This is a genomic window from Aureimonas mangrovi (assembly GCF_014058705.1).
In the GTDB taxonomy this organism is placed as follows: Bacteria; Pseudomonadota; Alphaproteobacteria; order Rhizobiales; family Rhizobiaceae; genus Aureimonas; species Aureimonas mangrovi.
This window is the reverse complement of record NZ_CP059692.1, coordinates 1,429,226-1,455,507: the sequence shown is the minus strand read 5'-3', so window position 1 is coordinate 1,455,507 and position 26,282 is coordinate 1,429,226. Positions and strand designations below refer to the sequence as shown.

The 26,282-nt window shown below is 67.6% G+C and carries 21 protein-coding genes; 8 read left to right on the top strand and 13 right to left on the bottom strand.

Features of this window, described 5'->3' with window-relative positions:
* Positions 1–57: 57 nt before the first annotated feature.
* Together H1343_RS06740 and H1343_RS06735 are read right to left on the bottom strand one after the other, a co-directional pair.
* On the bottom strand, positions 58–2,502 hold the full coding sequence (locus H1343_RS06740; protein WP_185985131.1) for a penicillin-binding protein 1A: 2,445 nt from the start codon (positions 2,500–2,502) through the stop codon (positions 58–60).
* A 177-nt stretch (positions 2,503–2,679) separates the two neighbouring features.
* A complete protein-coding gene (locus tag H1343_RS06735; RefSeq protein WP_185985130.1) occupies positions 2,680–3,873 on the bottom strand; it encodes an N-acetylmuramoyl-L-alanine amidase in 1,194 nt (397 codons plus the stop codon).
* 581 nt (positions 3,874–4,454) lie between these two features.
* Here H1343_RS06735 and H1343_RS06730 point away from each other — a divergent pair.
* Complete coding sequence (locus H1343_RS06730) at positions 4,455–7,214, top strand: Rne/Rng family ribonuclease (RefSeq protein ID WP_185985129.1); 2,760 nt, start codon at positions 4,455–4,457, stop codon at positions 7,212–7,214.
* A gap of 71 nt (positions 7,215–7,285) precedes the next feature.
* Here the strand turns inward: H1343_RS06730 and H1343_RS06725 are convergent, their stop codons facing one another.
* The gene (locus H1343_RS06725) at positions 7,286–8,452 is read right to left on the bottom strand and encodes a pyridoxal phosphate-dependent aminotransferase (RefSeq protein ID WP_185985128.1); all 1,167 of its coding nucleotides are present in this window, start codon (positions 8,450–8,452) and stop codon (positions 7,286–7,288) included.
* 101 nt (positions 8,453–8,553) lie between these two features.
* Between H1343_RS06725 and H1343_RS06720 the strand changes: the two genes are divergently transcribed.
* The 5 genes from H1343_RS06720 to aat all read left to right on the top strand — a co-directional run bounded on the left by H1343_RS06720 (position 8,554) and on the right by aat (position 13,396).
* Positions 8,554–9,924 carry a M48 family metalloprotease gene (locus tag H1343_RS06720; protein WP_185985127.1) on the top strand — a complete coding sequence of 457 codons (1,371 nt, stop codon included), beginning with the start codon at positions 8,554–8,556 and terminating at the stop codon, positions 9,922–9,924.
* Positions 9,925–9,998: 74 nt separating this feature from the next.
* Positions 9,999–10,766, top strand: a complete 768-nt coding sequence (locus H1343_RS06715; protein WP_246333403.1) for a DsbA family protein — start codon at positions 9,999–10,001, stop codon at positions 10,764–10,766.
* Positions 10,767–10,875: 109 nt separating this feature from the next.
* Positions 10,876–11,364 carry an acetyl-CoA carboxylase biotin carboxyl carrier protein gene (gene accB, locus H1343_RS06710; protein WP_185985126.1) on the top strand — a complete coding sequence of 163 codons (489 nt, stop codon included), beginning with the start codon at positions 10,876–10,878 and terminating at the stop codon, positions 11,362–11,364.
* A 59-nt stretch (positions 11,365–11,423) separates the two neighbouring features.
* Positions 11,424–12,773, top strand: coding sequence for an acetyl-CoA carboxylase biotin carboxylase subunit (accC, locus tag H1343_RS06705; RefSeq protein ID WP_185985125.1), 1,350 nt, complete (start codon positions 11,424–11,426; stop codon positions 12,771–12,773).
* A gap of 35 nt (positions 12,774–12,808) precedes the next feature.
* A complete protein-coding gene (aat, locus tag H1343_RS06700) occupies positions 12,809–13,396 on the top strand; it encodes a leucyl/phenylalanyl-tRNA--protein transferase (RefSeq protein WP_185985124.1) in 588 nt (195 codons plus the stop codon).
* Positions 13,397–13,656: 260 nt separating this feature from the next.
* Here the strand turns inward: aat and H1343_RS06695 are convergent, their stop codons facing one another.
* From H1343_RS06695 to H1343_RS06685, 3 genes are read right to left on the bottom strand one after another with little or no spacing between them, the layout of a single operon-like run.
* On the bottom strand, positions 13,657–14,829 hold the full coding sequence (locus H1343_RS06695; RefSeq protein ID WP_185985123.1) for a DUF2336 domain-containing protein: 1,173 nt from the start codon (positions 14,827–14,829) through the stop codon (positions 13,657–13,659).
* Between the two features lie 27 nt (positions 14,830–14,856).
* Positions 14,857–15,480, bottom strand: a complete 624-nt coding sequence (locus H1343_RS06690) for a flavin reductase family protein (protein WP_185985122.1) — start codon at positions 15,478–15,480, stop codon at positions 14,857–14,859.
* 3 nt (positions 15,481–15,483) lie between these two features.
* Positions 15,484–16,056: a nitroreductase family protein gene (locus tag H1343_RS06685; RefSeq protein WP_185985121.1), complete on the bottom strand. Its 573-nt coding sequence runs from the start codon at positions 16,054–16,056 to the stop codon at positions 15,484–15,486.
* Between the two features lie 165 nt (positions 16,057–16,221).
* Between H1343_RS06685 and H1343_RS06680 the strand changes: the two genes are divergently transcribed.
* Positions 16,222–17,334, top strand: coding sequence for a hypothetical protein (locus H1343_RS06680; protein ID WP_246333402.1), 1,113 nt, complete (start codon positions 16,222–16,224; stop codon positions 17,332–17,334).
* A gap of 6 nt (positions 17,335–17,340) precedes the next feature.
* Here H1343_RS06680 and H1343_RS06675 read toward each other — a convergent pair whose 3' ends face one another.
* The 4 genes from H1343_RS06675 to H1343_RS06660 all read right to left on the bottom strand — a co-directional run bounded on the left by H1343_RS06675 (position 17,341) and on the right by H1343_RS06660 (position 22,583).
* On the bottom strand, positions 17,341–19,002 hold the full coding sequence (locus tag H1343_RS06675; protein WP_246333401.1) for a thiamine pyrophosphate-binding protein: 1,662 nt from the start codon (positions 19,000–19,002) through the stop codon (positions 17,341–17,343).
* A gap of 78 nt (positions 19,003–19,080) precedes the next feature.
* On the bottom strand, positions 19,081–20,004 hold the full coding sequence (locus tag H1343_RS06670; RefSeq protein WP_185985120.1) for a sugar kinase: 924 nt from the start codon (positions 20,002–20,004) through the stop codon (positions 19,081–19,083).
* A gap of 24 nt (positions 20,005–20,028) precedes the next feature.
* Complete coding sequence (locus tag H1343_RS06665) at positions 20,029–20,922, bottom strand: D-alanyl-D-alanine carboxypeptidase family protein (protein ID WP_185985119.1); 894 nt, start codon at positions 20,920–20,922, stop codon at positions 20,029–20,031.
* 44 nt (positions 20,923–20,966) lie between these two features.
* Positions 20,967–22,583, bottom strand: a complete 1,617-nt coding sequence (locus H1343_RS06660; protein WP_185985118.1) for an alkaline phosphatase family protein — start codon at positions 22,581–22,583, stop codon at positions 20,967–20,969.
* A gap of 14 nt (positions 22,584–22,597) precedes the next feature.
* Between H1343_RS06660 and H1343_RS06655 the strand changes: the two genes are divergently transcribed.
* Entirely contained in the window at positions 22,598–23,599 is a 1,002-nt protein-coding gene (locus tag H1343_RS06655; protein WP_185985117.1) for a lysylphosphatidylglycerol synthase transmembrane domain-containing protein, read from the top strand.
* On the opposite strand, the gene H1343_RS06650 is transcribed toward H1343_RS06655, so the two are convergent.
* Genes H1343_RS06650 through ribA form a run of 3 tightly spaced genes read right to left on the bottom strand, consistent with a single transcriptional unit; the run spans position 23,533 to position 26,247 of the window.
* A complete protein-coding gene (locus H1343_RS06650) occupies positions 23,533–24,318 on the bottom strand; it encodes an FkbM family methyltransferase (protein ID WP_246333400.1) in 786 nt (261 codons plus the stop codon). The two genes, H1343_RS06655 and H1343_RS06650, sit on opposite strands and share 67 nt — an antisense overlap.
* Positions 24,315–25,106: a CDP-alcohol phosphatidyltransferase family protein gene (locus H1343_RS06645; RefSeq protein ID WP_185985116.1), complete on the bottom strand. Its 792-nt coding sequence runs from the start codon at positions 25,104–25,106 to the stop codon at positions 24,315–24,317. Before H1343_RS06645 ends, H1343_RS06650 begins: the two co-directional genes overlap by 4 nt.
* Before the next feature lie 7 nt (positions 25,107–25,113).
* Positions 25,114–26,247, bottom strand: coding sequence for a GTP cyclohydrolase II RibA (gene ribA / locus H1343_RS06640; RefSeq protein ID WP_246333398.1), 1,134 nt, complete (start codon positions 26,245–26,247; stop codon positions 25,114–25,116).
* Between the last annotated feature and the right edge of the window lie 35 nt (positions 26,248–26,282).

Genomic DNA, 26,282 nt, shown 5'->3' with positions numbered 1-26,282 from the left:
GGAAAACGGGGCGGACCATAGTGGCCGCCCCGCAAGCTGTAAACCCGAAGGCCGAAATCAGAACAGGCCGCCGGCTCCCGACATGATCGCCCGCTCGACCTGCTCGGAGGGGGCAGGCGCCGCCGCCATCGAATCCATGCCGATGACCTCGTAGACGTCCGACGGGCCGGTGCCGGGCTTGAACGCTTCGAGGATCGTGCCCTCGCCGCCGGCCGGCGCCTCCATGCCGGTACGCCGGTCGACCATGATCTGCGTCATACCGTCCGGGATGCGGAAATCGACGGGAGGCTTGCCCTCGAGCGCCTGGCGCATGAAGTCGATGAAGATCGGCGCGGCGAGGCCGCCGCCCGTGGCGCGCGGGCCCAGCGGCGCTGGATTGTCGTAGCCGATGAAGACGCCAGTCACGAGGTCGGGCGTGTAGCCGACGAACCAGACGTCCTTCGATTCGTTGGTGGTGCCCGTCTTGCCGGCGATCGGCACGCCGAGTTCGCGCACGGACGTCGCGGTGCCGCGCTGGACGACGCCTTCCATCATCGAGGTGATCTGGTAGGCCGTCATGGGGTCCAGCACCTGCTCGCGGTTGTCGACAAGCTGCGGCTCGGCTTGATGGCCCCATCCTTGCGCGTTGCAGCCATCGCAGACGCGCTGGTCATGGCGGAAGACGGTCCGGCCGTAACGGTCCTGGATGCGGTCGATCAGCGAGGGCTCCATCGAGCGCCCGCCATTTGCTAGCACCGAGTAGGCCGAAACCAGCTTGAGAACCGTGGTCTCGCCCGAGCCCAGCGCCATCGGCAGGTACCGGCCCATGTGATCGTAGATGCCGAACTTCTCGGCGTATTCGCCGACGAGATCCATGCCGACTTCCTGTGCGAGACGCACGGTCATCAGGTTTCGCGAGCGCTCGATGCCCGAGCGCAGCGTCGAGGGGCCGGCACCGGCGCCATCGCCACCGTAGTTGGTCGGCGACCAGACATTGCCCCGCCCGTCCGAGATCGAGATCGGCCCGTCCATGACGACAGAGGCCGGCGTATAGCCGTTGTCGAGAGCGGCCGCGTAGACGAAGGGCTTGAACGAGGAGCCCGGCTGGCGGAGCGCCTGCGTCGCGCGGTTGAACTCCGACTGCGCGTAGGAGAAGCCGCCGACAAGCGCGTGAACGCGGCCCGTATGCGGGTCCATTGCCACGAGGGCGCCCTGCACACGGGGCGGCTGACGCAGGCGATAGCCGGTGTCGCCTTCGCCCTTCTCCTGGACGTAGACGACGTCGCCGGGCGCCAGCACCTGATCCACGCGCGAGGCGTCCCGGCGCTCGCCCTCGCGGCGCACGCGCAACGCCCAGCGCATATCGGCCAGCGCCAGGTCGGTCGTCTCACGCTCCTCGCGGATCGCGCCGGAAATCTCACGGCGCGGCTGCAGACCGAGACGGGCGCTGTCCCCGCTCGTCTCCAGAACGACAGCGAGGCGCCATTCCGGAACGTCGGAGAGCGCGGCGATCTCGCTCACCGCAGCGCCCCAGTCGTCACCGATGTCCACGGTCTCGACGGGGCCGCGATAGCCTTCAGCCTCGTCAAAGGCGACCAGCCCGCGCTGGAGCGCGGCACGCGCCTCGAGCTGCGTGCGCGGATCGAGCGTCGTTCGCACCGAAAGGCCGCCTTCGTACAGCGCGTCGACACCGTAGCGCGCGATGATCTGGCGGCGCACCTCCTCGGTGAAGTACTCACCCGACGGCAGATACGTACCGCTGGGGCGCGGATTGACGTCGAGGGGCTGGGCGGCGGCCTCGGCAGCTTCCTCCGGCGTGATGACGCCGTTTTCCTGCATCCGCGCGATGACCCAGTTGCGCCGGCCGATCGCCTCGCCCGGGCTGCGGAACGGATTGTAGTTCTCGGGCGCCTTGGGAAGCGCGGCCAGATAGGCGACCTCGTGGATTTCGAGCTCGCTCACGGCCTTGTCGAAATAGGCGAGCGAGGCGGCGGCCACGCCGTAGGAGCCCATGCCGAGATAGATCTCGTTGAGATAGAGCTCGAGGATCTCGTCCTTCGAATAGGCGCGTTCCATGCGCAGCGAAAGAATCGCCTCCTTCACCTTGCGCTCCACGGAACGCTCGTTGGTGAGTAGGAAATTCTTGGCGACCTGCTGCGTGATGGTCGAGCCGCCCTGCATCGGTCCCCCGCGTGCCAGCACGAGCGCGGCGCGCGCGACGCCCTCGTAGTCGATGCCGGCATGCTCATAGAAGTTCTTGTCCTCAGCCGAGAGGAAGGCGTCCTTGAGAAGCGTCGGGATCGTCTGGATCGGCAGGAACAGGCGGCGCTCACGGGCGTACTCGGCCATCATCTCGCCGTCGCTCGCGTGGATGCGCGTCGTCACCGGCGGCTCGTAGTCTGCCAGCACCTGGTAGTCCGGCAGATCGCTGCTCATCTCGGAGACATAGAGCCCGACGCCGCCTGCCGCGACGAGCGCAAGCGCCGTGCCGATACCGAAAAAGTAACCGAGCAGTCGGATCATGATCTGGTGCCCCCGAATAGCGCATCGCCGCGATCGCAGCCGATGGCCTGGTCTGTGTCCCGCCGCGCGGTCGTCGAACGAAGTGACTGGCGTTGTAGTATAATTAAGGCGCGGCCATGTTGCGACCGGCGACGGCCACGCAGCTGTTGTTTTCCTGCAACCTTGCGCTCGTGACCGTCATGGCTGCCCGGCGAGCACCGCGCGCGCTCGCACGAAGTCCGCGATCGCACCGGCGACGACGGCCGCCGTCTCTTCCTGCCACTCGCGCGTCTGCATCAGCGCTTCGTCATCCTCGTTGGACAGATAGCCCATCTCGAGGAGGACGGAGGGGACGTCGGGCGCCATCAGCACGCGGAAACCCGCAGAGCGCTTGGGGTTGTTGATGAGGCGCACGTCGGCGCGCCGAAGCTCGATCACGAGTTCGTCGGCGAAGCGCTGCGAAAGCGTCTCGGTCTCGCGCTTCACAAGATCGACGAGGATGTCGTGGATCTCGGGCGTGTCCTGGGTCCATTCGTTGCCGACGAAGCGGTCTGCGGCGTTCTCGCGCTCTGCGATCTCGCTCGAGAGCGCATCCGAGGCGCGCGCCGAAAGCGTGTAGACGGTGGCACCGCGCAGATCGCGATAGCGGATCGAATCGGCATGGATCGAAATGAAGAGGTCGGCGCCGGCGCGCCGCGCGATATTGGAGCGCTCGGCGAGCGGAATCAGTTCGTCCTCCTCGCGGGTGAGGATGATATCGAGTGCCTCGTCCCGCTCGGCAAGCGTATCGCGGAGCACCTTGGCGAAGGCGAGGTTCAAGTCTTTTTCCTGCGTGCCGCCCCGCCCCACCGCGCCATTGTCGGCACCGCCGTGGCCGGGATCGAGAACAACCGTGAAGGTCGTCGGCGTACCGCCCTCCCCCTCCGGAGTGTTGGCCGTGACCGTGCGGCCGGCCCGGTCTCGCGCGGCCCGCACGAAGGCCGCTGCCTCGACGGGCTCGAAGACGAGCTCCAGGACGGTGTCCGGACCGTCGGCGCGCGAGGTGAAGCGCGGGATCGCCGGCTGCGACAGCTCGAAGATGATGCGGTAGCGATCGGCCGAAACCAGCCCGTCGCGTACGCCGGAGACGATCGCCTCCTCCACCTCGCTCAGCTCAGGGCGCACGGCTGTGAGCGTGTCGGAGAGGTCGAGGGCGATTCGATCCGGGTTGCGAAGCAGGATGATCTCGCTTTCCGGCTCGCTGTCGACGCGGATCGTCACCGTTTCCGCGTTTTCGGCGGCCGTGCGCTCGAAGCTGGTAACGACCGACGTCGCGGCCGCCGGCTGCGCGAGGATGGCGCAGAAGAAGGCAAAGAAGACGGCCAGAAGGCGGTGAGGCGACGCGATTGTCATGAAAGCGGGCATCTGGGCGTTTGGTGTGAGAAAAAGAGCCGCAAGGTGAAACGCGGCACGGACCGTCGTTCGACCTCGGCGCTGCTGCGCACGCGTTCGGCTTTACACTTGTTTCCAAGGCTGGCGCATCATAAAAGCATAAGTGAGACATGCAGATCGGGCTCACGGGCCTTGGAGCATGGCCCAGGACCATTCGGCAGTGAGGGCCGGTGGACCGCCATGCGCGAGAGGACACCCGGCAGCCGCTTCTCTGGCCGTCTCGAACAGTTTTTCCACCGGACGCACCGTTCCGGTCGGATCATCCGCATGCTGTCGGTCGGATCAAAAATCCATCTTCCTGCGTGCGGCTTTCATCGGTCGCATAAACGCGACCAACCGTTGTTGTTTCAGGTCGCCTGCGTGGTTTCAGCTTTCTCCAGTTCATCGTCCCAGGCCTGCCTCCGCCCGCAAGGGTCGCGGCTGCTCGCCTCGGGCCGGAACGGAACGCCCCGCAACGGCCCATTCGGACCCGCCAGCCCAGCCATCGCCGTCGCCGCAAGCCGGCCGCGCCGGGGGCCCGCCGGTCCGGGAGTACAGGTCACATGGCAAACAAGATGCTGGTCGACGCCTCTCATCCCGAAGAGACGCGCGTCGTTGTCGTAAAAGGCAACCGGATCGAGGAATTCGACTTCGAATCCGAACACAAGAAGCAGCTCAAGGGTAACATCTATCTGGCGAAGGTGACGCGGGTGGAGCCTTCGCTCCAGGCCGCCTTCGTCGAATACGGCGGCAACCGTCACGGCTTCCTCGCCTTCGGCGAGATCCATCCTGACTACTACCAGATCCCGATGGCGGACCGTCAGGCCCTCATCGAGGAGGAACTCGCGCGGGTTGCCGAGGAAGAAGAGCACGAGGACGGCAAGGCGGCCGCCAAGCCCGCACGCGGCCGCACGCGCCGCAAGTCGGCCAAGGCCGCCGCGAGCGAGGAGAGCGAAAGCGTCTCCGAGGTCGTCGAGGACGCCGACCGCGATGCTGTGGCCGGCGAAGAGGTGTCGGCGGATGCCCCGACGTCCGAGGCTGATCCTGCCGACGGCGAAGACGCTGACGCTCCCGAGAGCAACGAGGCCGCGAGCGAGGGGCCCAAGGGGCGCACCCGTTCGCGTTCGCGCCGCCGCGGCCGCCGCTCCGAGGAGCCGGCCGAGGAGGCCGCCGCCGAGGCTGATGGGGACAGCGAGGCCGAGGAGGTCGACGATCTCGGCTCCGAGGACGCGATGGAAGAGGTGCCGGTTCGCAACCGCACGCCTCGCAAGCAGTACAAGATCCAAGAGGTGATCAAGCGCCGCCAGATCCTGCTTGTGCAGGTCGTCAAGGAAGAGCGCGGCAACAAGGGCGCGGCCCTCACCACCTATCTCTCGCTCGCCGGCCGCTACTCGGTCCTGATGCCGAACACGGCGCGTGGCGGCGGCATCTCGCGCAAGATCACCAACGCGGCCGACCGCAAGCGCCTTAAGGAGGTCGCGCGCGACCTCGAGGTGCCGAAGGGCATGGGCATCATCCTGCGCACGGCCGGCGCCAACCGCACCCGCGCCGAGGTCAAGCGCGACTACGAGTATCTGATGCGCCTGTGGGAGATGGTCCGCCAACTCACGCTGTCCTCCACCGCGCCCGCCCTCGTCTACGAGGAGGGCTCGCTGATCAAGCGCTCGATCCGCGACCTCTACAACAAGGACATCGACCAGATCCTCGTCTCCGGTGAGGCCGGCTACCGCGAAGCCAAGGACTTCATGCGGATGCTGATGCCGAGCCAGGCGAAGGTCGTTCAGCCCTACCGCGACGCGACGCCGATCTTCGCGCGCCAGGGCATCGAGGGCCAGCTCGACAAGATGCTGCAGCCGAACGTGACGCTGAAGTCCGGCGGCTACATCATCATCAACCAGACCGAGGCGCTCGTCGCGATCGACGTGAACTCGGGGCGCTCGACGCGCGAGCACTCGATCGAGGACACGGCCTACCAGACCAACCTCGAGGCGGCCGAGGAGGTCGCGCGCCAGCTGCGCCTGCGCGATCTCGCCGGCCTGATCGTCATCGACTTCATCGACATGGACGAGAAGCGCAACAACCGCGCCGTCGAGAAGAAGCTGAAGGACTGCCTTAAGAACGACCGCGCGCGCATCCAGGTGGGCCGCATCTCCCATTTCGGCCTCATGGAGATGAGCCGCCAGCGCATCCGCGCCAGCGTGCTCGAATCGACCATGCAGCCCTGCCCGGTCTGCGCCGGCAACGGCTACATTCGCTCGGAGTCCTCGCTCGCGCTGCACGTCCTGCGCTCCATCGAGGAGCACCTGCAGAAGCACGGCACGCATGACATCATCGTCAAGGTGCCGCCGCAGACCGCGCTTTATGTCCTCAACGAGAAGCGCTCCACGATCACCGATCTCGAGCGCCATTACGGGCTGCACATCATGCTGCAGGCCTCCGAAACGAAGGACGGCCATCAGCACATCTCGATCGAGAACGGAGCCGAGGCTGCCCGCAAGCCGCGCCCCGAGCCGGTGCAGCCGCTCGCGGCCGTCGATGTCGAGATCGAGGAGGTCGAGGACGTCGCCGAGCCCGAAATGGAAGCCGCCGACACCGAAAGCCCGGAAGCGGGCAGCGGGGAAGAGGGCGGCCGCAACAAGCGTCGCCGTCGGCGCGGGCGCGGCCGTGGCCGACGCGGTGACGATGAGGGCAATGGCGCGGAGGCTTCGACCGACACCGACGAGGACGACGCCGAGGTTATCGCCGACGAAACCGCACAGGCCGATGGCGATGGTGACGAAGAGGGCCGCGAGCGCAAGCGCCGCCGGCGTGGGCGTCGCGGCGGGCGCCGCAACCGCGATGGCGACAACGATATACCGGTCATGGATGCGGCGGGCGGTGCGGGCTCGCGCAGCGAGCCGATCGACGGCAGCGACGAGGACGATGGCGAAGCGGCCGAGCGGTCTCCTGAGCCCGAGTTCGTGCCGGCTGTGGCCGTCCTTTCGGGCGAGGTCGGCGACGACAGCGATCTCGACGGCGAAGCGGCCGAGATGGACCAGGCCGCGACCCCGCCGGACGAGAACGAGGTCGAGGCTGCCAGCGCCGAAGCCGGCGCCAGCCGCGACGACAACGCCCCGCTCGACGAGGTCTTCCCGATGACGGACGAGACCATCGAGGCTTCCGATAAGATCGTCGAGAGCGAGATCGAGGCAGCGGTGGATCAGCCCGAGCCGGTGACGCGCGGTCCCCGCCTCATCGCCAACGGCACACCGGCTGACGAGGAAGAGCTCGCCGCCAAGCCGAAGAAGAGCGGCTGGTGGTCGCGGATGCGCTCGGGGAGCTGAGCGACGCTTCCAAAGACATAGAAAGGCCGGGGCTCCGCGAGGCGCCCCGGCCTTTTCCATTCTCAGACCGTTCAGCCGAGCGCCTGCCCGAGCCTTTCGACCGCGCGCGCCATCGAGGCCGGATCGCAGGCGTAGGACAGGCGCATGAAGCGCTCCCCGCGCGCGAGATCGAAGTCGAGCCCCGGCGTCATCGCAACCTGGCAGCTCTGGAGGAGCTCGGCGGCGAGCGCGCTCGCGCTGTCGAAGCGCTCCGGGATCGCGGCATAGGCGTAGAAGGCGCCGTCGATCGGCGCGATCTCAGAGAAGCCGAGCACCGGAAGCGCGCGCATCAGAAGATCGCGATTGACCTCGTAGCCCCGCTTCACCGCTTCCAGCTCGTCCCGGCAGTCGAAGGCGGCGGCCGCGGCCACCTGGCTGAGCTCGGGCGCGGAGATGTAGAGGCTCTGCCCGATGCGCTCGGCGACGCGCGTGAGGCTCTCGGGCAGCACCATCCACCCGCAGCGCCAGCCCGTCATCAGGTAGTACTTGGAGAAAGAGTTGACGACGATCGGCTGGTCGGAGAACTCGAGCGCCGAAGCCGGTGCCTCACCGTAAGCAAGGCCGTGGTAGATCTCGTCGGAGATGAACCAGATGCCCGCCGCATCGCAGAACTCGACGAGGTCGCGCAGCGTCTCGCGCGGCGTCACCGTGCCCGTCGGGTTGGCCGGGCTCGCGACAAGCGCCCCTTTCAGCGGTGATTTCTCGTGCGCCGCGGCCAGATGATCTGCCATCAGGAGATAGCCGTCCTCGACGCCGACCTCGATCTCGACGGGAACGAGCCCGAGCGCTCTCAGTATGTTGCGATAGGCCGGGTACCCCGGCGATGCGATGGCCACACGATCCCCCGGATCGAAAGCAGCGAGGAAGGCGAGGTTGAACCCCGCCGAAGAGCCCGTCGTCACCATCACACGATCGTGGCCAGGCGTGACGCCGTAGGTCTCCTCGTAATGACGCGCGATGCGTCGGCGCAGGTCGCCCCGGCCGAGCGCGTCAGTGTAGGAGACCCGCCCCGCATCCAGCATTCTGCGCGCGGCGTCCAGCGCCCTGGTCGGCGCGGGGGCCGAGGGCTGGCCGACGGCCAGCGAGATCACGTCCTGTCCGCTCGCGATCATCCGGTTGGCCTGCGAGAGAACATCCATCGCGCGGAACGGATCGACCTGCGAGCGCGCGGAAGGCGCGGGAACGTGACGGGAGAGCATGCGGTGGAGCCTCATAATCGCCGGATTGGGGTGTCCGAACACCGGACGGTCGTGCAACCTGCGCGCGGACATGCGCGCGAGCGCAACACGGAGGGGATAACATGAAAGCTGGCAATCGCGGCATCGTCCGCAGCCTCATCGCAGGCCTGACCGTGATGGCGACGGCGCTCGCCAGCCAGCCAGCCGCCGCGCAGAGCCGCGAGCGCCTGCCGATCGTGCGCGATGCCGAGATCGAGCAGCTCGTGAAGGAGTATTCCGGGCCGTTGCTTCAGGCGGCGGGCCTTTCCGCGAGCCGCGTCGAGATCATCCTCGTCAACGACCTGAACTTCAACGCCTTCGTGGCGGGTCGGCGCATCTTCATCAACACCGGCACGATCCTCCAGTCGGAGACGCCGAACGAGACGATCGGCGTCATCGCCCACGAGATCGGCCATCTGGCCGGAGGTCATCAGGAGCGCCTGCGCGACCAGGTCGCCCGTGCGCAGACCATCGCCGTCGTCGCCGGGCTTCTCGGCGCCGGCGTTGCGGCCGCGGGCGCTGCCTCGGGCCAGGGCGGACTCGCCTCGGCCGGAGCGGGCGTCATGACCAGCGGCGGCGGCATCGCCCAGCGCGGCCTCTTCGCCTACCAGCGCACGGAGGAGATCACCGCCGATCGCTCGGCGCTCACCTATCTGCGCCAGACTGGCCAGTCGCCTCGCGGGCTCCTCGACAGTTTCGAGGGCCTGATGCGCAACAACCTCCTCTCCGGCGGGCGCACGGACCGTTACGTCAGTTCGCACCCCGCCCCGCAGGACCGTATCGGCTTCCTGCAGACGGCGGCACGCGAGAGCCCCTATTTCGACCGCACCGATCCGCCGGCGCTCCAGCAGCGCCACGACCTGGCGCGAGCGAAGATCGCCGCCTACAACGGCGGTGCCGGGCTGGTGCGCCAGACCTTCGGACGCGATCTCCATTCCCTGCCCGCGCAGTACGGGGATGCGATCGCGACGCATCTGTCCGGCTCGCCCGCACAGGCTCTCCAGAAGATCGACTCGTTGATCGCCACCAATCCGCGCAACCCCTATTTCCATGAGGTGCGCGGCGAGGTGTTGATGGAAGGCGGCAGGGCCGAGGAGGCCGCCGCCGCCTTCACGCGCGCGGCCGATCTCGATGGCGGCAATTCCGGCATTCTTCGTGCGGCCATCGGCCAGGCAATCGTCACCGGTGGCAACCCTGCGCGCATGCAGGATGCCATCCGCCAGATCCGGCGGGGCCTTGAGATCGATCCCAACAACTCCATCGCCTACCGCTTCCTCGCCATGGCCTACGGGCAGATCGGCGAGGTCGGCTCGGCCGAACTCGCCACCGCCGAGGGCTACTGGCAGGCCGGCGCCTTCCGCGACGCCAAGGTCTTCGCGGCGCGGGCGCAGCAGAAATTCCGGCCGGGCACCCCGCAATGGCAGCAAGCCAACGACATCATCACCACGAACTGACGCGGAAGCGCCCGTTCCAACGAAGCACGCGAGGGCCTACCCTCGCGCCGAACGAATCGACAAAGGTGGATCACGTGACACTCAGGGCCCTTCTCCTCGGATCGATGAGCGCGCTCGTCCTCGGGCTCGGCGCGGCAGCGCCCGCCAGCGCTCAGGAAGGGGCCGCCCAGGACCGCGAGGCGATCGAGGCCATCGTCCGCGATTATCTGATCCGCGAGCCGGAGGTGCTTCTGGAGGCGCTCGACGCGCTGGAAGCCAAGCGCGCGGCCGAGACGCAGAGCGCGCAGAGCGAGGCGATCGAGAGCGCCGAGGCCGAACTCGTCTCAACGCCGGACGGTACCGCGCTCGGCAATCCGGACGGTGACGTCACGCTCGTCGAGTTCTTCGACTACAATTGCGGCTTCTGCAAACGCGCCCACGCCGACATGAACGCGCTCATCGAGGGCGATCCGCAGTTGCGCGTCGTCCTGAAGGAAATCCCGGTTCTCGGGCCGCAGTCCGAGGAGGCGTCGCGCGTCAGCCTCGCCGTTCGCGAGATCGCGCCGCAGCGCTATGGAGAGTTCCAGTCCGCGCTCCTGTCGAGCGAAAGCACCGCCGACGAGGCAGAGGCGCTCAGGATCGCCACCGGCATGGGCCTCGACGAGGCCGCCGTCCGTGAGGCTCTTGCGGGTCCGGCCGTGACCGGCGCGCTCCAGGAAAGCGCCCGGCTCGCCTCGCTCCTCCAGATCAACGGCACACCGAGCTATGTCGTTGGCGACCTTCTGGTGCCGGGTGCCGTCGGGGCCGAAACGCTTTCCGAATATATCTCGAACGTGCGCGAATGCGGCAGCGCGAGCTGCTGACCCTTTGCTCACGCAGGCGTGCGCGTTATAGGGCGGCCTGATCGCATGAACTCGCGCAGGATCGCCGGCCGCCCAGCCGGGGTCTTGCGGCGCCCCTCAAGGAAGAACGATGTCGAAAGAAGACAAGCCGGTCGACGGGACCCTCATTCGCGAACTGGCGAACATCCTGAACGACACCGACCTGACCGAGATCGAACTGGAGCAGGGCGAACTGCGCATCCGCGTTTCGCGCCAGCGTGACCAGATCGTCGGATACGGCGCGGCAATGCCGATGGGTGCTTACGCTCCGCAGCCGGCGCCGTCCCTTCCCGCACCAGCCGCGCAGGCACCGGCGGCCGCGCCCGCCGCAGCCAGCGGCCCCGAGGTCGGCTCCGTCCCCTCCCCGATGGTCGGCACGGTCTATCTCGCGTCGGCGCCGGGCGCGCGCAACTTCGTGGAAGTCGGCCAGCAGGTAAACGAGGGTGATACGCTCCTCATCATCGAGGCGATGAAGACGATGAACCAGATCCCGGCACCGCGCTCGGGCACGGTCAAGCGCATCTGCGTCGACAACGCCCAGCCCGTCGAATACGGCGAAGCGCTCGTCGTCATCGGCTGACGCGCCGCCGTCACGGGATTTGCAGCCGGCCCCTTTGCGATCCGGCGGGAAGGTTTTCGATGTTGAACAAGGTTTTGATCGCCAATCGCGGCGAGATCGCGCTTCGCGTGCTGCGCGCCTGCAAGGAGCTCGGCATCTCTACTGTCGCCGTCCACTCCACGGCCGACAACGCGGCCATGCATGTGCGCCTGGCCGACGAGAGCGTGTGCATCGGCCCGCCGCCGGCGCGTGACAGCTATCTCAACATCCCGCAGATCCTCGCCGCATGCGAAATCTCGGGCGCCGATGCGGTGCATCCCGGCTACGGTTTCCTGTCCGAGAACGCGCGCTTCGCGGAAATCTGCGAGGCGCACAACGTCACCTTCATCGGACCGACGGCCGAGCACATCCGCCAGATGGGCGACAAGATCGAGGCCAAGCGCACGGCAGAGCGCCTCGGGATCCCCGTCGTGCCGGGCTCGCCGGGCGCCGTGACCGACGACAGTGAGGCGCTGCGCATTGCGCGCGACATCGGCTTCCCGGTCCTGATCAAGGCGGCTTCGGGTGGCGGCGGGCGCGGCATGAAGGTGGCGGAGACCGAGAGGGACCTGTCGATGGCACTCGCCACGGCGCGCGCCGAGGCCGGCGCTGCCTTCGGTGACGATTCGGTCTATATCGAGAAGTATCTCGCCACCCCCCGCCACATCGAAATTCAGGTCTTCGGCGACGGCGCAGGCAACGCCATCCATCTCGGCGAGCGCGACTGCTCGCTCCAGCGCCGCCACCAGAAGGTCTGGGAAGAGGCCCGCTCGCCTGCTCTCGACGACGCCCAGCGCCAACGTATCGGCGAGATCTGCGCCAATGCGATGGCACAGATGAAGTATCGAGGCGCAGGCACGATCGAGTTCCTGTACGAGAACGGCGAGTTCTATTTCATCGAGATGAACACCCGCCTGCAGGTGGAGCATCCGGTGACGGAGGCCATCACCGGCCTCGACCTCGTCCACGAGCAGATCCGCGTCGCGTCCGGCCAGGGCCTGTCACGCACCCAGTCCGAGATCACCTTCTCGGGTCACGCGATCGAGTGCCGCATCAACGCCGAGGACCCGCGCACCTTCGTGCCCTCGCCGGGCACGATCAGCTACTACCACGCGCCGGGCGGTCTCGGCGTGCGCGTCGATTCGGGCGTCTATCAAGGCTATGCGATTCCGCCCTTCTACGATTCGCTCATCGGCAAGCTGATCGTCCACGGCCGCACGCGGCAGGAGTGCATGATGCGCCTGCGTCGCGCGCTCGACGAGATCATCGTCGACGGCGTGAAGACGACCCTTCCCCTCTTCCAGGACCTCATCGAGAACCCTGACATCCAGGCCGGCAATTACGACATCCACTGGCTGGAGCACTATTTGAAGGAGCGCGCCTCGCTTTGAGGCGCTAGGTTCCAGCGAGGCAGGAGGCGGGCGGCATGAAGATCACGCCGGACATCCTCCTGCGCGCCTACGCCTGCGGCGTCTTTCCGATGGCCGAGAGCGCCGGCGACGACGAGATCCACTGGGTGGATCCTATGCGACGGGGCGTTCTCCTGCCCGGCGGCTTCCATGTGCCGCGGCGCCTCGCGCGCACCGTGCGGCAGAACCGTTTCGAAGCGCGCTTCGACACCGCCTTTGCGCAAGTCCTCGACGAGTGCGCGGCGCCCGCCCCCGGACGGCAACAAACCTGGATCAACGAGCCGATCCGGGAGCTCTATATCGATCTGCATCGCATGGGCCACGCGCACAGCGTCGAGACGTGGCGCGAAGGCAAACTGGTCGGTGGGCTCTACGGGGTGAAGCTCGGCGCGGCCTTCTTCGGCGAATCGATGTTCTCGCGCGAGACGGATGCCTCGAAGGTCGCGCTCGTCCATCTGTGGCAACGCCTGATGGCTGGCGGATTCACCCTTCTCGACACGCAGTTCCTGACCGAGCATCTGGCGACCTTCGGCGCGGTGGAGATCGATCGCGACCTCTATCGCTCGCTCCTGGCGGCCGCGTTGGAGCGCGAGGCGCGGTTCTAGGGTCAGGACCTATTAATCCGGTCGAAATGGTGTGAGGCCATCCGTTCGGATGCGAGGAGCGAGGGCGCGGGAAGCCTTTCGGCTTTCAAGCCCTCGCGACGAAGCAGGCGGGTGGATGGACCACATCCGAAGGACACCGAAACGGCTTCGAGCTGCCACGTCGAATCGCTCGACCGGGGAGCCACCCCGCCCTTCGCGCTTCTTCTCGCATCTCCTTGCCGTTTCAGGTGCCATTTCGATCGCATTAACAGGCCCTGACCCTAGGCTACCAGGCGCAGCGGCGCACTCTCGCCGGCATATTGCCGGCGTGCCTGCGCACCGAGTCGCACGACGAGGGTCCGGAGTTCTTCGGCGAGCACGCCCGTTCCGATGCTTCCCGTCAGGCGGTCGAGCACGTCGAGCGTCGTGCGCGTACCGCGCTCCTCGCCACGCCGGGCGACGTCCTTCCAGGCTCGCACGGCATCCAGCAGCAGCGGCCGGGCCGCAGCGGGGATGCCGGCCGAAGCGCAGAGCGCGCCGAAGGCCGGTTCGCTTGCCTCGACGAGGACCGCGCGAACGCGCCGGTAGGGGCGGTCGCACAAATGTGCGACACATGCGGCGAAGACATCGACATTGCCAGTGCAGGCCGCGCGCAAGAGAAAGGCCGTCGTCACTTGTCCGCTCGCACGTAGATGCGTGACGAAATCCGCCAGCGCCTCCGGAGCGAGATCGGCCGCGAGCGTACCGGTCGCGGCCTCGCAGGCCTCCGCGCAGATACGCATCGACGCGGCCCCGCCGAGAAGGCCACGCACGAGGTCCATCGAGGCGAGCGCCTCGCCCGCCCGCAGCATCAGCGTGTGGCGCAGCGGCGCGGGCAGATCCTCGCGCTGCAACAGAAGCTCGCGGACTTCGGGGTCGCCGCCGCGATTTCCCGCGATACGCGCGAGCGTCGCCGGCGCGATCAAGGCCGATGGGTTCGCAAGAAGGCGGAAGACGACCACAGTCTCCTCGTCTCGGGCAAGGATGGCGGTGATCCGTGCGCCGATCCGACGCCGGCCGGCAAGCGCGTTGCGGATCGCGAGGCTGCCCGTCACGGCGAGGTCGGCGAGGTCGTCTTCGCAAAGGACGCGTGACTGGCAGACCAAAGGCAACGCGACCGAATCCACGTCGCCGGCCAGAATCTGTACGACAGCGCGCGGCGCGGTGGGCTCGCCGGCAATGCGCTCCGAAAGCGTGGCGCGCACGCGCGGCGACGGGTCACGCGCGAGCATCAGGAGAGCCGCCTCGCAATTCTCGATTTCCGCGCGGCCGGAGCGCGCATCGAAGAGTGTGTGAGCGAAGAGTTCGAGCACCTTGCAGCGCTCGGCCACGCTCACCGTCTCGCACCAGGCTGCAAAGGAAACCGGCACCGAACGCACCTCCTCGAAATGGACCGCGACGACTATCGCGGCCAATCGTTAAGGAAGCATTCACCATAAGCGTCAGACGTCGGAGCCGTCCGGCTTTCGCGGGCGGTTGAGCTCGAAGGTCTCGATGATCGTCGCATAGTCGCGGTAGCCGAGACGGGAGACCGGACGATAAAGATCCATCGCAACGCGCCCCTTACGCAGCACGCTCTCGTCGATGTGGATGCCGACCACTTGCCCGATCACGATGACCGAAGAGGAGAGCGAGCCGTCAAGGCGCTTCGGCGAGAAGCTTTCGGTCACCCGGCACTCGAGGACGGCCAGCGCCTCGCCGACATGCGGCGCCGCGATGAGGCGCGAGGGCGCCTCGGTCAGCCCGGCGAGCGCGAACTCGCTCGTTCCGCGCGGCGCGGAGGCCGAACTGCGGTTCATCGCGGCGACCAGATCCTCAGTCACGAGGTTGACGGCGAACTCCCCGCTCTCGGTCGCAAAGGTGCTGGAATCCTTGTGCCCGTCGGACGACGAGAACATGACGAGCTTGGGGTCGTCGGAGATCGCGTTGAAGAAGGAATAGGGCGCAAGGTTTACCGCACCCGAGACCGAGCGCGTCGAGATCCAGCCGATCGGACGTGGCGAGACGAGCGCCTTGAAAGGGTCGTGCGGCAGGCCGTGGGCGTTGCCGGCGGTCTCGTAGAACATGGCTCAGGCGCCGTTCGCTTCGGAGACGATGTCGGCGAGCGCCGGGCGCGGACGCTCCGTCGGCCCGACCTCGGGTGTGCCGATATAGACGAACCCCGCCACCTTCTCGTCCGGCTGAATGCCGAGCGCGGCCTTGGCCTCCTCATCGTAGGCAGGCCATTCCGTGATCCAGTTGGCGGCATAGCCGTGCGCATGAACGGCATGGATCAGGTTCATTGTCACGGCTCCAGCCGAAAGCACCTGCTCCCATTGCGGGATCTTGAAATGCTCCCGTGCGCTCGACACCACCGCGACGACGAGAGGCGCGCGGGTGAAGCGATCGAGCTCGAAGTTGCGGCGGCCCTCGCTGAGTTCCCCGTCCTTCCTCGCGGCGATCTCGGCCATCGTCGCGCCGAGCCTTTCGGCCGCCTTGTCTCGAATGAGGATGAAGCGCCAGGGGGCGAGCTTGCCGTGATCGGGCACCCGCACCGCGAGCGTCAGGATGGCGTCCAACTCGTCGCCGGTCGGCGCGGGCGCCTTCAGGGATGGGATCGCGATCGATCTGCGCTGGGCGAGATGGTCCTTGACGTTCGTCATCGAAAGCTCCTGCAAATCCGTGGCCCGGGCTACAGCATCGCTGCCGGAATCCCAACCGATTTTGCGCCGCCGGCCACGCAACCGGCACCGAGCCTGCCTTGAAATGGTCCAGCAAATTCGCTTCAAGTCTGCCGCAGCGCGAGTGACAGGGGGACGGATTCGAAAGTGCGGGGAGCAATCCTGATCACCATGTCCGTTCTCGTCCTCGCTGCGGGAGCGCTTCAGGCCGCCGCGCAGCCCGCCGCCACCGCTCGCTCCGGAGGGGGTGAGGATGACCAGCCCGGCGCTTATGCCTCCCCGTCCGCGATCCCCGAGGGCACGATCGACGAGCGCTTCGGCCTGCCGCGCATCGAGAACCGACGGCTGGACCCGATCGCCCTGCCGGAGCGACCGGACGCGGCCCTTGACCTGAACCTTCCCACCATTCCCGCCTTCGTGCCGCAGATGCTGCCCTCCCCCACGATCGTTCGCTCCGAACGTGCGCTCGTTCTCAACGCGCGGCTGGAGGACGAGGGCGAGTTCATCCCCGAAGGGCTCGTTTGGCGCTTGTTCTCCGAGACACTCAACCGCGACGGCCAGCTGCAACTCGTCGGCGTCGCCAAGGGCGGTCAGGCCGAGTTCGACGTGCCGCCTGGCGGCTATCTCCTGCACGTCGGCTATGGTCGCGCGGGGGTCACGAAGCGTGTCGAGTTCTCGGGAGAGCGTACCAGCGAGGTTGTGACGCTCGACGCGGGCGGCCTGCGCCTGACCGCTTCCTCGACGCCATCCTCGAGCGATCCCATACGCTCCGACAAGCTGACCTTCGATATCTTCCGACAGGAAGCACCGGAGCGCGAGCGCCAGTTGATCGCTTCCGGCGTGCCGGCCGACGCTGTGGTGCGGCTCAACGCCGGATCCTATCACGTCGTTTCCAACTATGGCGGCGTCAATGCTGTCGCCCGCGCGGATGTTCGCGTCGAGAAGGGACGCATTACCAATGCCCGCCTCCAGCATCGCGCGGCTGAGCTCACGATGAAGCTCGTGCGTGACGAGGGCGGCGAGGCCATCGCCGACACCGCCTGGTCGATCTCCTCCTCGCAGGGCGACATTATCCGCGAGAGCGTCGGTGCATTCTCCTCGGTCGTTCTGGCGGAGGGGGAGTACATCGTGGTCGCCAAGAACCGGGAGCGCGTCTACCAGCGCGAACTAATCGTCGAAGCCGGCCACAATGCCGAGGTGGAACTGATCGTCAACGCCACACCGCCCTCGCCGGAAGACTTCTTCGGCTCGGGCGACTAGGGCCGATCAGGCCCCGGCGCGGATTTCGCTGAGCGTCTTGCGGATGCTGAGCGCTTCCGGATCGACCTTCACCTCCACCAGCGCCGGACCATCGGCCGCCAGCGCCTCGCGCAGGACCGTCTCGGCCTCCTTGCCGTCCTCGATCGTGCCGCCGAAAGCGCCGAAGGCGCGCGCATAGGCCGCGAAGTCCGGGTTGGTGAGCTCAGTCGCGCTGACGCGCGCGGGATAGTGCCGCTCCTGATGCATGCGGATCGTGCCGAGCATGTTGTTGTTCATCACGAGGAACAGGATCTTCAGGCGGTGGCGCACGGCGGTGGCCAGCTCCTGCCCCGTCATCATGAAGCAGCCGTCGCCGGCAAAGCACACGACCTGCTTCTCGGGATGGGCAAGCGCCGCCGCGAGCGAGGCCGGCACGCCGTAGCCCATCGCACCGTTGGTGGGTGCAAGCTGCGTGCGATACGCGCGGTGACGCCAGAGCTTGTGGACCCAAGTCGCGTAGTTGCCTGCACCGTTGGTCACGATCGCGTCCGGAACGAGACGGCGCACGGTGCGCACGATGTCGCCGGGATCCACGGCCCCCGGCGCCCGCGGCAGGCCCTCGGCGGCGCGCTCGTACTCCGCACGCGCGCTCTTCGTCCATTCGGCCCAGCGCCCGCCGTCGAGTGGGGATGCAGCCAGCACCGCCTCGAGGAACGCTTCAGAGGCCGAGTGGATCGCGAGCGTCGGGGCGTAGACGCGGCCCAGCTCCTCCGCGCCCGGGTGGATGTGGACGAGCGGCTGTTTCGGCCGCGGGATGTCGAGGAGCGTGTAGCCCGAACTCGGCATCTCGCCCATGCGCCCGCCGAGGAGTACGATACAGTCGCTTTCGCGGATGCGCGCGGCAAGGTCCGGTGCGATGCCGATGCCGACGTCGCCGACATAAGACGGATGCTCGTTGTCGAGATAATCCTGGCAACGAAGCTCGGTGCCCACGGGAAGACCGTCGCGCTTGGCCCATTCGGCGAGAAGCGCGGCGCAGCGCGCGCTCCAGCCGCCGCCGCCGGCGATGACCAGCGGCCGCTCGGCCTTGCCGAGGCGTTCTCGCAGGTCCTCGATATCGGCGGGGCGCGGGGCGGGCTGGCCGGGATGGGCGGCGGGGGCAGCGGGCAGCTGCGGCGCCTCGCCGGACAGCATGTCCTCGGGCAGCGCCAGCACCACGGGACCGGGCCGGCCGCTCATTGCGGTGTGGAAGGCGCGGCTGACGAATTCTGGAATGCGCCGCGCATCGTCGATCTGGGCGACCCATTTGGCGATGGAGCCGAAGTAAGCCTTATAGTCGACTTCCTGGAACGCCTCGCGCTCCATCATCGAGCGGCCGACCTGCCCGATGAAGACGATCATCGGCGTCGAATCCTGCTGGGCGGTGTGCAGGCCGATGGAGGCGTTGGTGGCGCCGGGCCCGCGCGTCACGAAGCAGATGCCCGGCCGGCCGGTCAGTTTTCCATGCGCCTCTGCCGCGAAGGAGGCGCCGCCCTCGTGGCGCGTCGTGATGAAGCGCATCTCGGGATGGTCGACCAACGCATCGAGGACCGCAAGGAAGCTTTCGCCGGGAACGCCGAAGATCGTATCGACGCCATTGGCGCTCAGGCACTCGGTCAGAAGTCTTGCGCCCGTCGTCATGCCGGTCATTCCCGTCCTCCTCTTCAGACGCCGATTACCTTGCCGAACCCATCGGGCAACGCAAGGCTGGCGCCGTGAAGGATCGGTCTATGGGTGCCCGAGAATGTCGTCCAGAGGCGTTTTCGGCATCAGGGCGCCGGGAAATCCCACGACGCGGCCGGCCAGGCGATGCCCAGCCGCGGCGGCCTCGGCCGCAGCGGAGCCGGAAAGACGCGCGGCCAGATAGGCGGCCGCGAAGCTGTCGCCAGCAGCCGTCGTGTCGACGACGCGCTCCGCCGGCGCGCCTCGAACGGTTTCCGTCACACCGGCAGCACTCACCTCGACCGCGAGGTCGTCATGCTTGACGACACGCTCGGCCTGCGGAGCCGCCTCCAAGAGAACGGCTGCATGATCCTCCCCGAACAGGAGGACCAGATCCTCCACCGAGGCGAAGACGATGTCGGAGAGCGAGAGCGCTTCGCGGAAGGCCCTGACGGCTTCACCTCGATCCGGCCAGCCGCGCGGACGAAAATTGGTGTCGAACGCGATCCGGGCTCCGGCTTCGCGCGCTGCGGCAAGCGTCTCGAAAAGCCGCATCCGCCCACCCTTGCCATAGAGCGAGAGCGAGATACCGGAGAAGTAGAGCAAACCGTAGCCGGAGAGGCGCTTCGCCAGTTGTGCGCTCTGCGGCAGGTCGAAGAGGCGTCTCGCCGGCGCGCTGTCGCGCCAGTAGGAGAAGCGGCGCTCGCCCCGCGCATCCACCTGAATGACGTAGAGGCCGGGGCTTGCGCCCTCGACACGCAGGACCTCGCACGTTCCGACGCCTTCCGCCTGCCAGGCAGCGAGCATCTCATCGCTCCAGACGTCGTCGCCGAGCGCGGTGATATAGTCGACCTTCGCCCCGAGGCGCGCGAGGTAGGCGGCGGTGTTCAGCGTGTCGCCGCCGAAGCCGGGCGCAAAAAGCCCGCCCTCGACCTGGCGGAACTCCACCATGCACTCTCCGATGCAGGCGATGGGCGTGTCTTGCAGCATACGAACTCCGGCAGGTCTTCGGCCTCAAAGATACTCTTCGATGAGCGCCGTCACGCGCGCGTCGCGCTCGGCTCCCGTCTTTCCGCCCATCACGACGACGATGATCGAGCGGTTTCCGCGCTGGGCGGTGGCGACGAGGTGAAAGCCGGCATCGCGGATATAGCCGGTCTTCATGCCGTCGACGCCCGGAACTTTGCCGATGAGCTTGTTGGTGGCAAGGAAAGTGCGCCCGTCATAGTCGAACTCCTTGGCGCGGAAGACCGCCAGATAGTTCGGAAAGCGCGTGCGGATCGCCTGTGCCAGGACGGCCGTGTCGCGCGCCGTGCTGACCTGGCGCACGTCCGGCAGGCCGGATGCGTTGACGAACTGCGTGTTGCGCATGCCGAGGGAGCGTGCGCGAGCCGTCATGACGCGGGCGAAGTTCTCCTCCGAGCCGGCGAGGTTCTCGGCGATCACGGCGGCGACATCGTTGGCCGAGCGGATCGCGATGGCCTGGATCGCGGAGCGGACGGGGATGGTGGAGCCCGCCTCGAGGCCGATCTTGGCCGGCGGGCGCGAGGCGGCCTCGGCTGAAACGGCGAAGCTGCCGCTGATCGAGAGCCGCCCGGTGTCGATGGCCTCGAATACGAGATAGAGCGTCATCAGCTTCGTCAGCGAAGCCGGGAAGCGCAGCGCGTCCGGGTTCTCCTGATAAAGAACGTGGCCGTTGGTGGCATCGACGACGTAGGTGGCGGGCGCGCGGAATTCCGCCTCACCGACGATGGGCGAAACGGAGGCCATCGTCGGCATCGCGGCCGACACCCCGCCCGGGGGCGCATAGACGTCACTGGTGCGGCAGGCGGCCAGAAGCAAGGTAGCGGCGAGCGCGAGCAGGACCGTGGAGCGCGAGCGGGCGGAAGAAAGGCGCTGGATCGTCATGTCTTGCCTCTATCCCCCTCGCCCGTCGCGAGCCTTGCGGGCGCTCACGACCCTGCTCCGTCGCTGAAAGCGCGCACGAAGCGTTCGCGGAACGCGTCCATCCTCCAGACCGGCGCGCCACGGGACGGCACCATTCCGCGCGTCCAGCCCCATTCGTCCAGCCGCTCCAGCAGTTCCCGGTCGCGCGAAAGTATGTGGATCGGCACGTCGCGGCTCGCGCTCTCGCCCGTGATGATCGGGGCGGGCTGATGATCCCCGAGAATGATGAACAGTTGATCATCGCCGCCATAGGTCTCGACGAAGGAGCCGAGCGTCTCCAAGGCGTAATCGATCGACAACGCGTATTGCTGGCGCACCCGCTCGGGGTCGCGCCAGACGACTTCCGGGGGGTCGCCGGCCGAGGCATAGGGCGTGAAAATCGTTCCGTTTCCGACGTCGCCCCACGGCAGGAGTGGCGGGATCGGCGTCCAGGGCGCGTGGCTGGAAATCAGCGCCAGTTCGGCCATCAAGGGGCGGGATCGGACAGTGCCGAGTTCGAGCCGTTGCAGCGCGGCCAGCGTGTACTGGTCGGGCATCGTCACCCAGTTGAAGGGCTCGCCGCGATAGCCGAGATCGTCGCGCGCGTGGATCGCGTCGTAGCCGTACCAGTCGCCCTCAGGCCACGCCATTGTGATCGCCGGCATCAGCGCGGCACTTCGCCAGCCAGCCTGCCGAAACAGCGCGTTGAGGCTGGCGCGCCGGCTTGCGACAAGACGCTCATAGCGCCGCTGGCCATCCACCCAGAGTCCGGAAAGCAGCGTCGCGTGCGAAAGCCAGCTCTGCCCGCCGACGGTGGGCGCGGTAAGCCAGCCGCTGCGCGCCGAAAAGCCCGCTCGCCCGATACCATCCTCGACGGCGGCGAGCCTTGCGCGCACTTCCTCCGCATAGGGTGCATCCTCGACGGCACTTCGCCCGTAGGATTCCACGAAGGCGAGGACGACGTCCCGGCCAGCCAGCCCGGACAGGAGCGAACCCGCCTCAATGTTACGCAGAGGATCCTCTCCGATCAGCGCGTCGAACGCGGCGAACTCGCGCAGCGACTGCGCGGTTGACTGCGTTCGCTCGGCGACGAGCCGTGCGGCGGGCGCGGGATCGGCCGCGAAAACCGCGACCAGGATGGCGGCGGCGAGCGCTGGAGCCCCGAGCGCGATCCGCCCATTCCGCCGCAGATGCACGATACCGCCAAGCCCCCAGCCAAGCAGGCAGAGCACGCCGGCGAAGGCGGCAGACGTGATGGCGATCGCACCGATGGCGCCGACCCGGCCGACCGACCCCGAGAGGAGATGCCAACCGGAGCGGAGGAGATGGAGGTCGAGCACGGGGTTGAAGTCGCGCGCAAAGGCCGCGCGCGTTCCGAGGTCGGCAAGCTTGACGAAAAGCATCAGGCCAGCGAGGAGCATGACGACGCGCAGCATCCACCGACCGGCAGATCGTGGAAGTATGGCAATGAACGCGACGATGCAGAAGGCTTCGGCCGGCGTCAGAGCGAAAGGCAGCTGCCGGATCGACGCGAGATCCACAGGCATGGCGAGGATGGAGAAGAGGACGAGGATGCCGATGGCGATCCGCACCCCCATCGCGATCGGCGCGACACGACCGCTCCGCGCCGCCTCAACGTTCAAGGACGCCCCGCCGCATGAGTGATCGCGCCCTGGAAACGACGACCGTGACGGCGCCGCGCCGAAAGCGCTCGCTGCTGCGCGCCGCGCGCAGTCCACGCGCGTGGCTGCCGGTGCTGCGGATCGTCGCGCCGATCCTGATCCTGTCGCTGACCTTCATCGCGATCGACGCCGACGCCGCCCTTTCCGCTCTGCGGCGCGCCGACATCCTGCCGGTGCTCGGCGGATTGCTGGTGATGCAAGTGCAGATCCTCCTCTCGGCTGAGCGTTGGCGCTTCACCGCAGCACGGCTCGGCCAGCGCATTCCGCGCAAGATCGCCTATCGGGAATACTACCTGACGACGCTGGTCAACCAGGTGGTGCCTGGCGGCATGGGAGGCGATGCGCTGCGGGCCGCGCGCAACCGTACGCGGGACGAGAAGGGCAAGGCGCGCTGGGGACTGACGGTTCGCGCGATCGTACTCGAGCGCGCCGCCGGCCAGATCGCATTCTTCGCCGTCACGGCGGTAGGCCTCATCGCGTGGCCCTTCGTGGTGGGTCGCCGGGCACCGGACGAATCGACGCAGGTGCTGATATCCGGCCTCGTCCTCGTGGGCGTCCTCGCGCTGAGCGCCGCGCTCGCCGCGTTCTTCGGGCCGGGCCGCGTGCGCGCCTTCATCAAGAGCTTCGGCCCAGACCTGAAACGCGCCTACTGGCAGGACGGAGCATGGCTGATCCAGGGCCTGCTCAGCGTCGCGCTCGTCTTCACCTATGTCGGGATCTTCGCGCTGGCCGCGCTCGCCATCGGGCGGCCCGTGCCAGCCGTTGCATGGATCACCGTCATCCCGCTCGCCCTCCTGACGATGCTCGTGCCGGTCTCGATCTCGGGCTGGGGCCTGCGCGAGGCGGTTGCCGCCGCGCTCTGGCCGCTTATCCTTCTTCCGTCCTCTGCCGGCGTCGCCTCGGCCGTTCTCTACGGACTGATCAGCCTCGCCGGCGCGCTGCCTGGTCTTCTGGCGCTGCGCCGTAAGCGGGCGTAGATGTCGCCGGAGCGATCGGTTTCGTCCAGCAGGGAAAGTTCGAGGGCCATCGCTTCGCGGGAGAGCCATTCCTCGGACCGGAACCGCCAGCCCTCGCCTTCCACGCGGTTGAACTCGTAGTCGCCGAGCGCGGCCAGGCGATCGAGGCACGCTTGCGCCACATCGAGCGCGGCCGGCAGATACTCGAAGGCGACCAATTCGACAGGCTGCGAGAGCCCATCGAGAATCTCGGCCTCCAGGCCCTCCACGTCGATCTTGCAGAAGGCCGGCATGCCATATTCGACGATCAGCGCGTCGAGCGTGGTCACCTCGACCTCGGCTTCGGCGTCCCAGATTACGGCCGAGAAGCCTTTCGTTCCCCCGACCGTCCCGATCCATCCCGCCGAAAGCGTCGAGACCGTCGGATGCAGCCGTGAAATCCGCAAGGTTGCATGGCCCGCAGCCGCGCCGACAGCCTTCTCGACGACCTCCAATCCGTTCCGCGCCCCCCGACGCAGGAAAGCGGCAAAGAGGGGCTGCGGCTCCAGCGCCACGACGCGCGCGCCGAGCTTCTGTGCGATGCGCGCGCGGTTGCCGACATGCGCGCCTACGTCGAAGATGAGGTCGCCGGGGCACAGGAACGAGGCGTAGAGCTTTTTCAGCCCACGCTTTCGCCAGGGCTGGCCATGATACATCGCGATGGACCGAAGGAGCCCGAGGCGGGCGGAAAGCGCGGTCACCGCGCCGCGTGCCGATGCCGGCAGAGCCAGACGACATCCACGAGGAAGGAGCCTGCCAACGTGGCGAAGGCAAAGGCGGCGAGCGTCTCGGACAGGGGCGGCTGCACAAAGGGCAGGAGCATGAGGCCGAGAACGACACCCTGCACCACGCAGACGGCTTTCCGACGGAAGGATTCGGGCAGTTCCCGGTTCAGGAACGGCGCGCACCACGCTGCGGCAAGGAAACCATAGCGCATCAGCCCGGCAGCGAGGATCAGCGGCCCGGCCTTGTCTGCGAGGAAGGCGAGCGCCGACAGAAAGAGAATGAGGAGTGCGTCCACCTCCATGTCGAAGCGCGCTCCGAAGGGCGAGGAGAGCCCCTGTCGACGCGCGATACGACCGTCCACGCCATCCAGCGTGACGGCAACGAAGGCAAGGCCCCCGAACCACCACGGCCACCCCGGCGCGGCCGGCACGCCGAGGACGATGAACTCGGCCATCAGACCACCAATGATAGAGGTGATCGCAGCCCGCACGACAGTGATGCCGTTCGCCATCCCGAAACGGGCGTGCTCGTGGTGGCGCAGGCCGAGCAGCACGATGCAGGAGATGGCGCCGTAGATCAGCGTCGCTCCGGTGAAGAACCAGAAATCGAGCTCGAGACGACTGCCGAGCCACCATTGCGCGACCGCCAGAACACCGCCGCCCAGCACGACCCACGAAAACGCCTGCGCGCCGAGGGGTAATGCCGGGCCGGGTGCGACGAGGGCCGTGGACGGAAGGACCTTGGGAGCGGCAGTGTCCAGCATGGCGGGTTCAGCGGGCCCAGTCGGGCCCGTCGACATCGATCATGTGGCCCGCACGTCGCGCCTTGGTGCGTAGATAGTCGCGGTTCTGGTCCGTGACCTCGCCGACCGAAGGCGTGCGTCCCACCACCTCGATACCCCCGGCCCGCAGATGCGCGATCTTGGCAGGGTTGTTGGTTAAAAGATCGACGCGTGTATAGCCGAGCGCCAGCAGGATCGCGACGGCCGCCTCGTAGCGCCGCTCGTCGGTTCCGAAGCCGAGCACGGCGTCCGCATCCACCGTGTCGAGCCCCTCGCACTGAAGGCCGTAGGCGCGCATCTTCGAGCCGATCCCGGTCCCGCGCCCTTCCTGATCGAGATAAACGAGGACACCGCCGCCGCGCTCCTGCAGTTTAGCGAGGCCACCGCGCAACTGGTCGCCGCAGTCGCATTTCAGAGAGCCGAAGAGATCGCCCGTCAGGCAGGAGGAATGCACGCGCACGGGAACCGGCCTCGAGGGATCCGGATCGCCGACGACGATGGCGATCTGGTCGCGCTGGGCGAGGCCTCCGCGGAAAACCACGAACTCCGCCTGTTCGATCCCGCGCAGCGGCACAGGCGTGCGCGCGACGATCTCGAAGCTCTGCGAGACCTGCTCGTTGGCGGCACGCAGATCGCCACGCCGCAGACGCAGGCAATCGCCGAAGGCGCGCATGTCAGGGTCGCGAAGGATGACGACCGCTGGCAGGAGCAGCGAAAGGCGCGCGAGCGCCGCCGCCTCCCCATCCGCCTCGTCTGCAGCCGCCCAGTTGCCGGGCGCCGGCGCATCCTTCAGATAGCCGATGCTCGACGCCGCCTCGAAGCTCTTTCCGGCGAGAGGCACGAGCGCGCCATATTCGACGTCGAGCCCGAGGACGCCGGCACGCGGCGCCGTCAGGAAGAGCTGGTGGCGATCACGGGCAGCGTGCGCGAAGGCGCGATAGGAGTCGGGCGTTGCAGTGTCGAGCGACAGAACCGCGACCGCCTCGCCATCGCCCTCGATCAGAACAGGGCGGCCCGACCGCAGTTCGGCCGCCGCGCGCTCGCAACGCACCGCCGTATCGACGCCGAACGCCGCGCGCTGGGGCTGGTCGGGCAGAGCCCCTATCCTGTCGATCCGGTTCAATACTTGGCTCCCGAAGGTCCATGACACCCGCGATT

Bases quoted from the DNA above. Each gene is read 5' to 3' on its own strand.
- H1343_RS06740 (WP_185985131.1), bottom strand. From the start codon at position 2,502: ATGATCCGACTGCTCGGTTACTTTTTCGGTATCGGCACGGCGCTTGCG.
- H1343_RS06735 (WP_185985130.1), bottom strand. From the start codon at position 3,873: ATGACAATCGCGTCGCCTCACCGCCTTCTGGCCGTCTTCTTTGCCTTC.
- H1343_RS06730 (WP_185985129.1), top strand. From the start codon at position 4,455: ATGGCAAACAAGATGCTGGTCGACGCCTCTCATCCCGAAGAGACGCGC.
- H1343_RS06725 (WP_185985128.1), bottom strand. From the start codon at position 8,452: ATGCTCTCCCGTCACGTTCCCGCGCCTTCCGCGCGCTCGCAGGTCGAT.
- H1343_RS06720 (WP_185985127.1), top strand. From the start codon at position 8,554: ATGAAAGCTGGCAATCGCGGCATCGTCCGCAGCCTCATCGCAGGCCTG.
- accB (WP_185985126.1), top strand. From the start codon at position 10,876: ATGTCGAAAGAAGACAAGCCGGTCGACGGGACCCTCATTCGCGAACTG.
- accC (WP_185985125.1), top strand. From the start codon at position 11,424: ATGTTGAACAAGGTTTTGATCGCCAATCGCGGCGAGATCGCGCTTCGC.
- aat (WP_185985124.1), top strand. From the start codon at position 12,809: ATGAAGATCACGCCGGACATCCTCCTGCGCGCCTACGCCTGCGGCGTC.
- H1343_RS06690 (WP_185985122.1), bottom strand. From the start codon at position 15,480: ATGTTCTACGAGACCGCCGGCAACGCCCACGGCCTGCCGCACGACCCT.
- H1343_RS06685 (WP_185985121.1), bottom strand. From the start codon at position 16,056: ATGACGAACGTCAAGGACCATCTCGCCCAGCGCAGATCGATCGCGATC.
- H1343_RS06675 (WP_246333401.1), bottom strand. From the start codon at position 19,002: ATGACCGGCATGACGACGGGCGCAAGACTTCTGACCGAGTGCCTGAGC.
- H1343_RS06670 (WP_185985120.1), bottom strand. From the start codon at position 20,004: ATGCTGCAAGACACGCCCATCGCCTGCATCGGAGAGTGCATGGTGGAG.
- H1343_RS06665 (WP_185985119.1), bottom strand. From the start codon at position 20,922: ATGACGATCCAGCGCCTTTCTTCCGCCCGCTCGCGCTCCACGGTCCTG.
- H1343_RS06655 (WP_185985117.1), top strand. From the start codon at position 22,598: ATGAGTGATCGCGCCCTGGAAACGACGACCGTGACGGCGCCGCGCCGA.
- H1343_RS06645 (WP_185985116.1), bottom strand. From the start codon at position 25,106: ATGCTGGACACTGCCGCTCCCAAGGTCCTTCCGTCCACGGCCCTCGTC.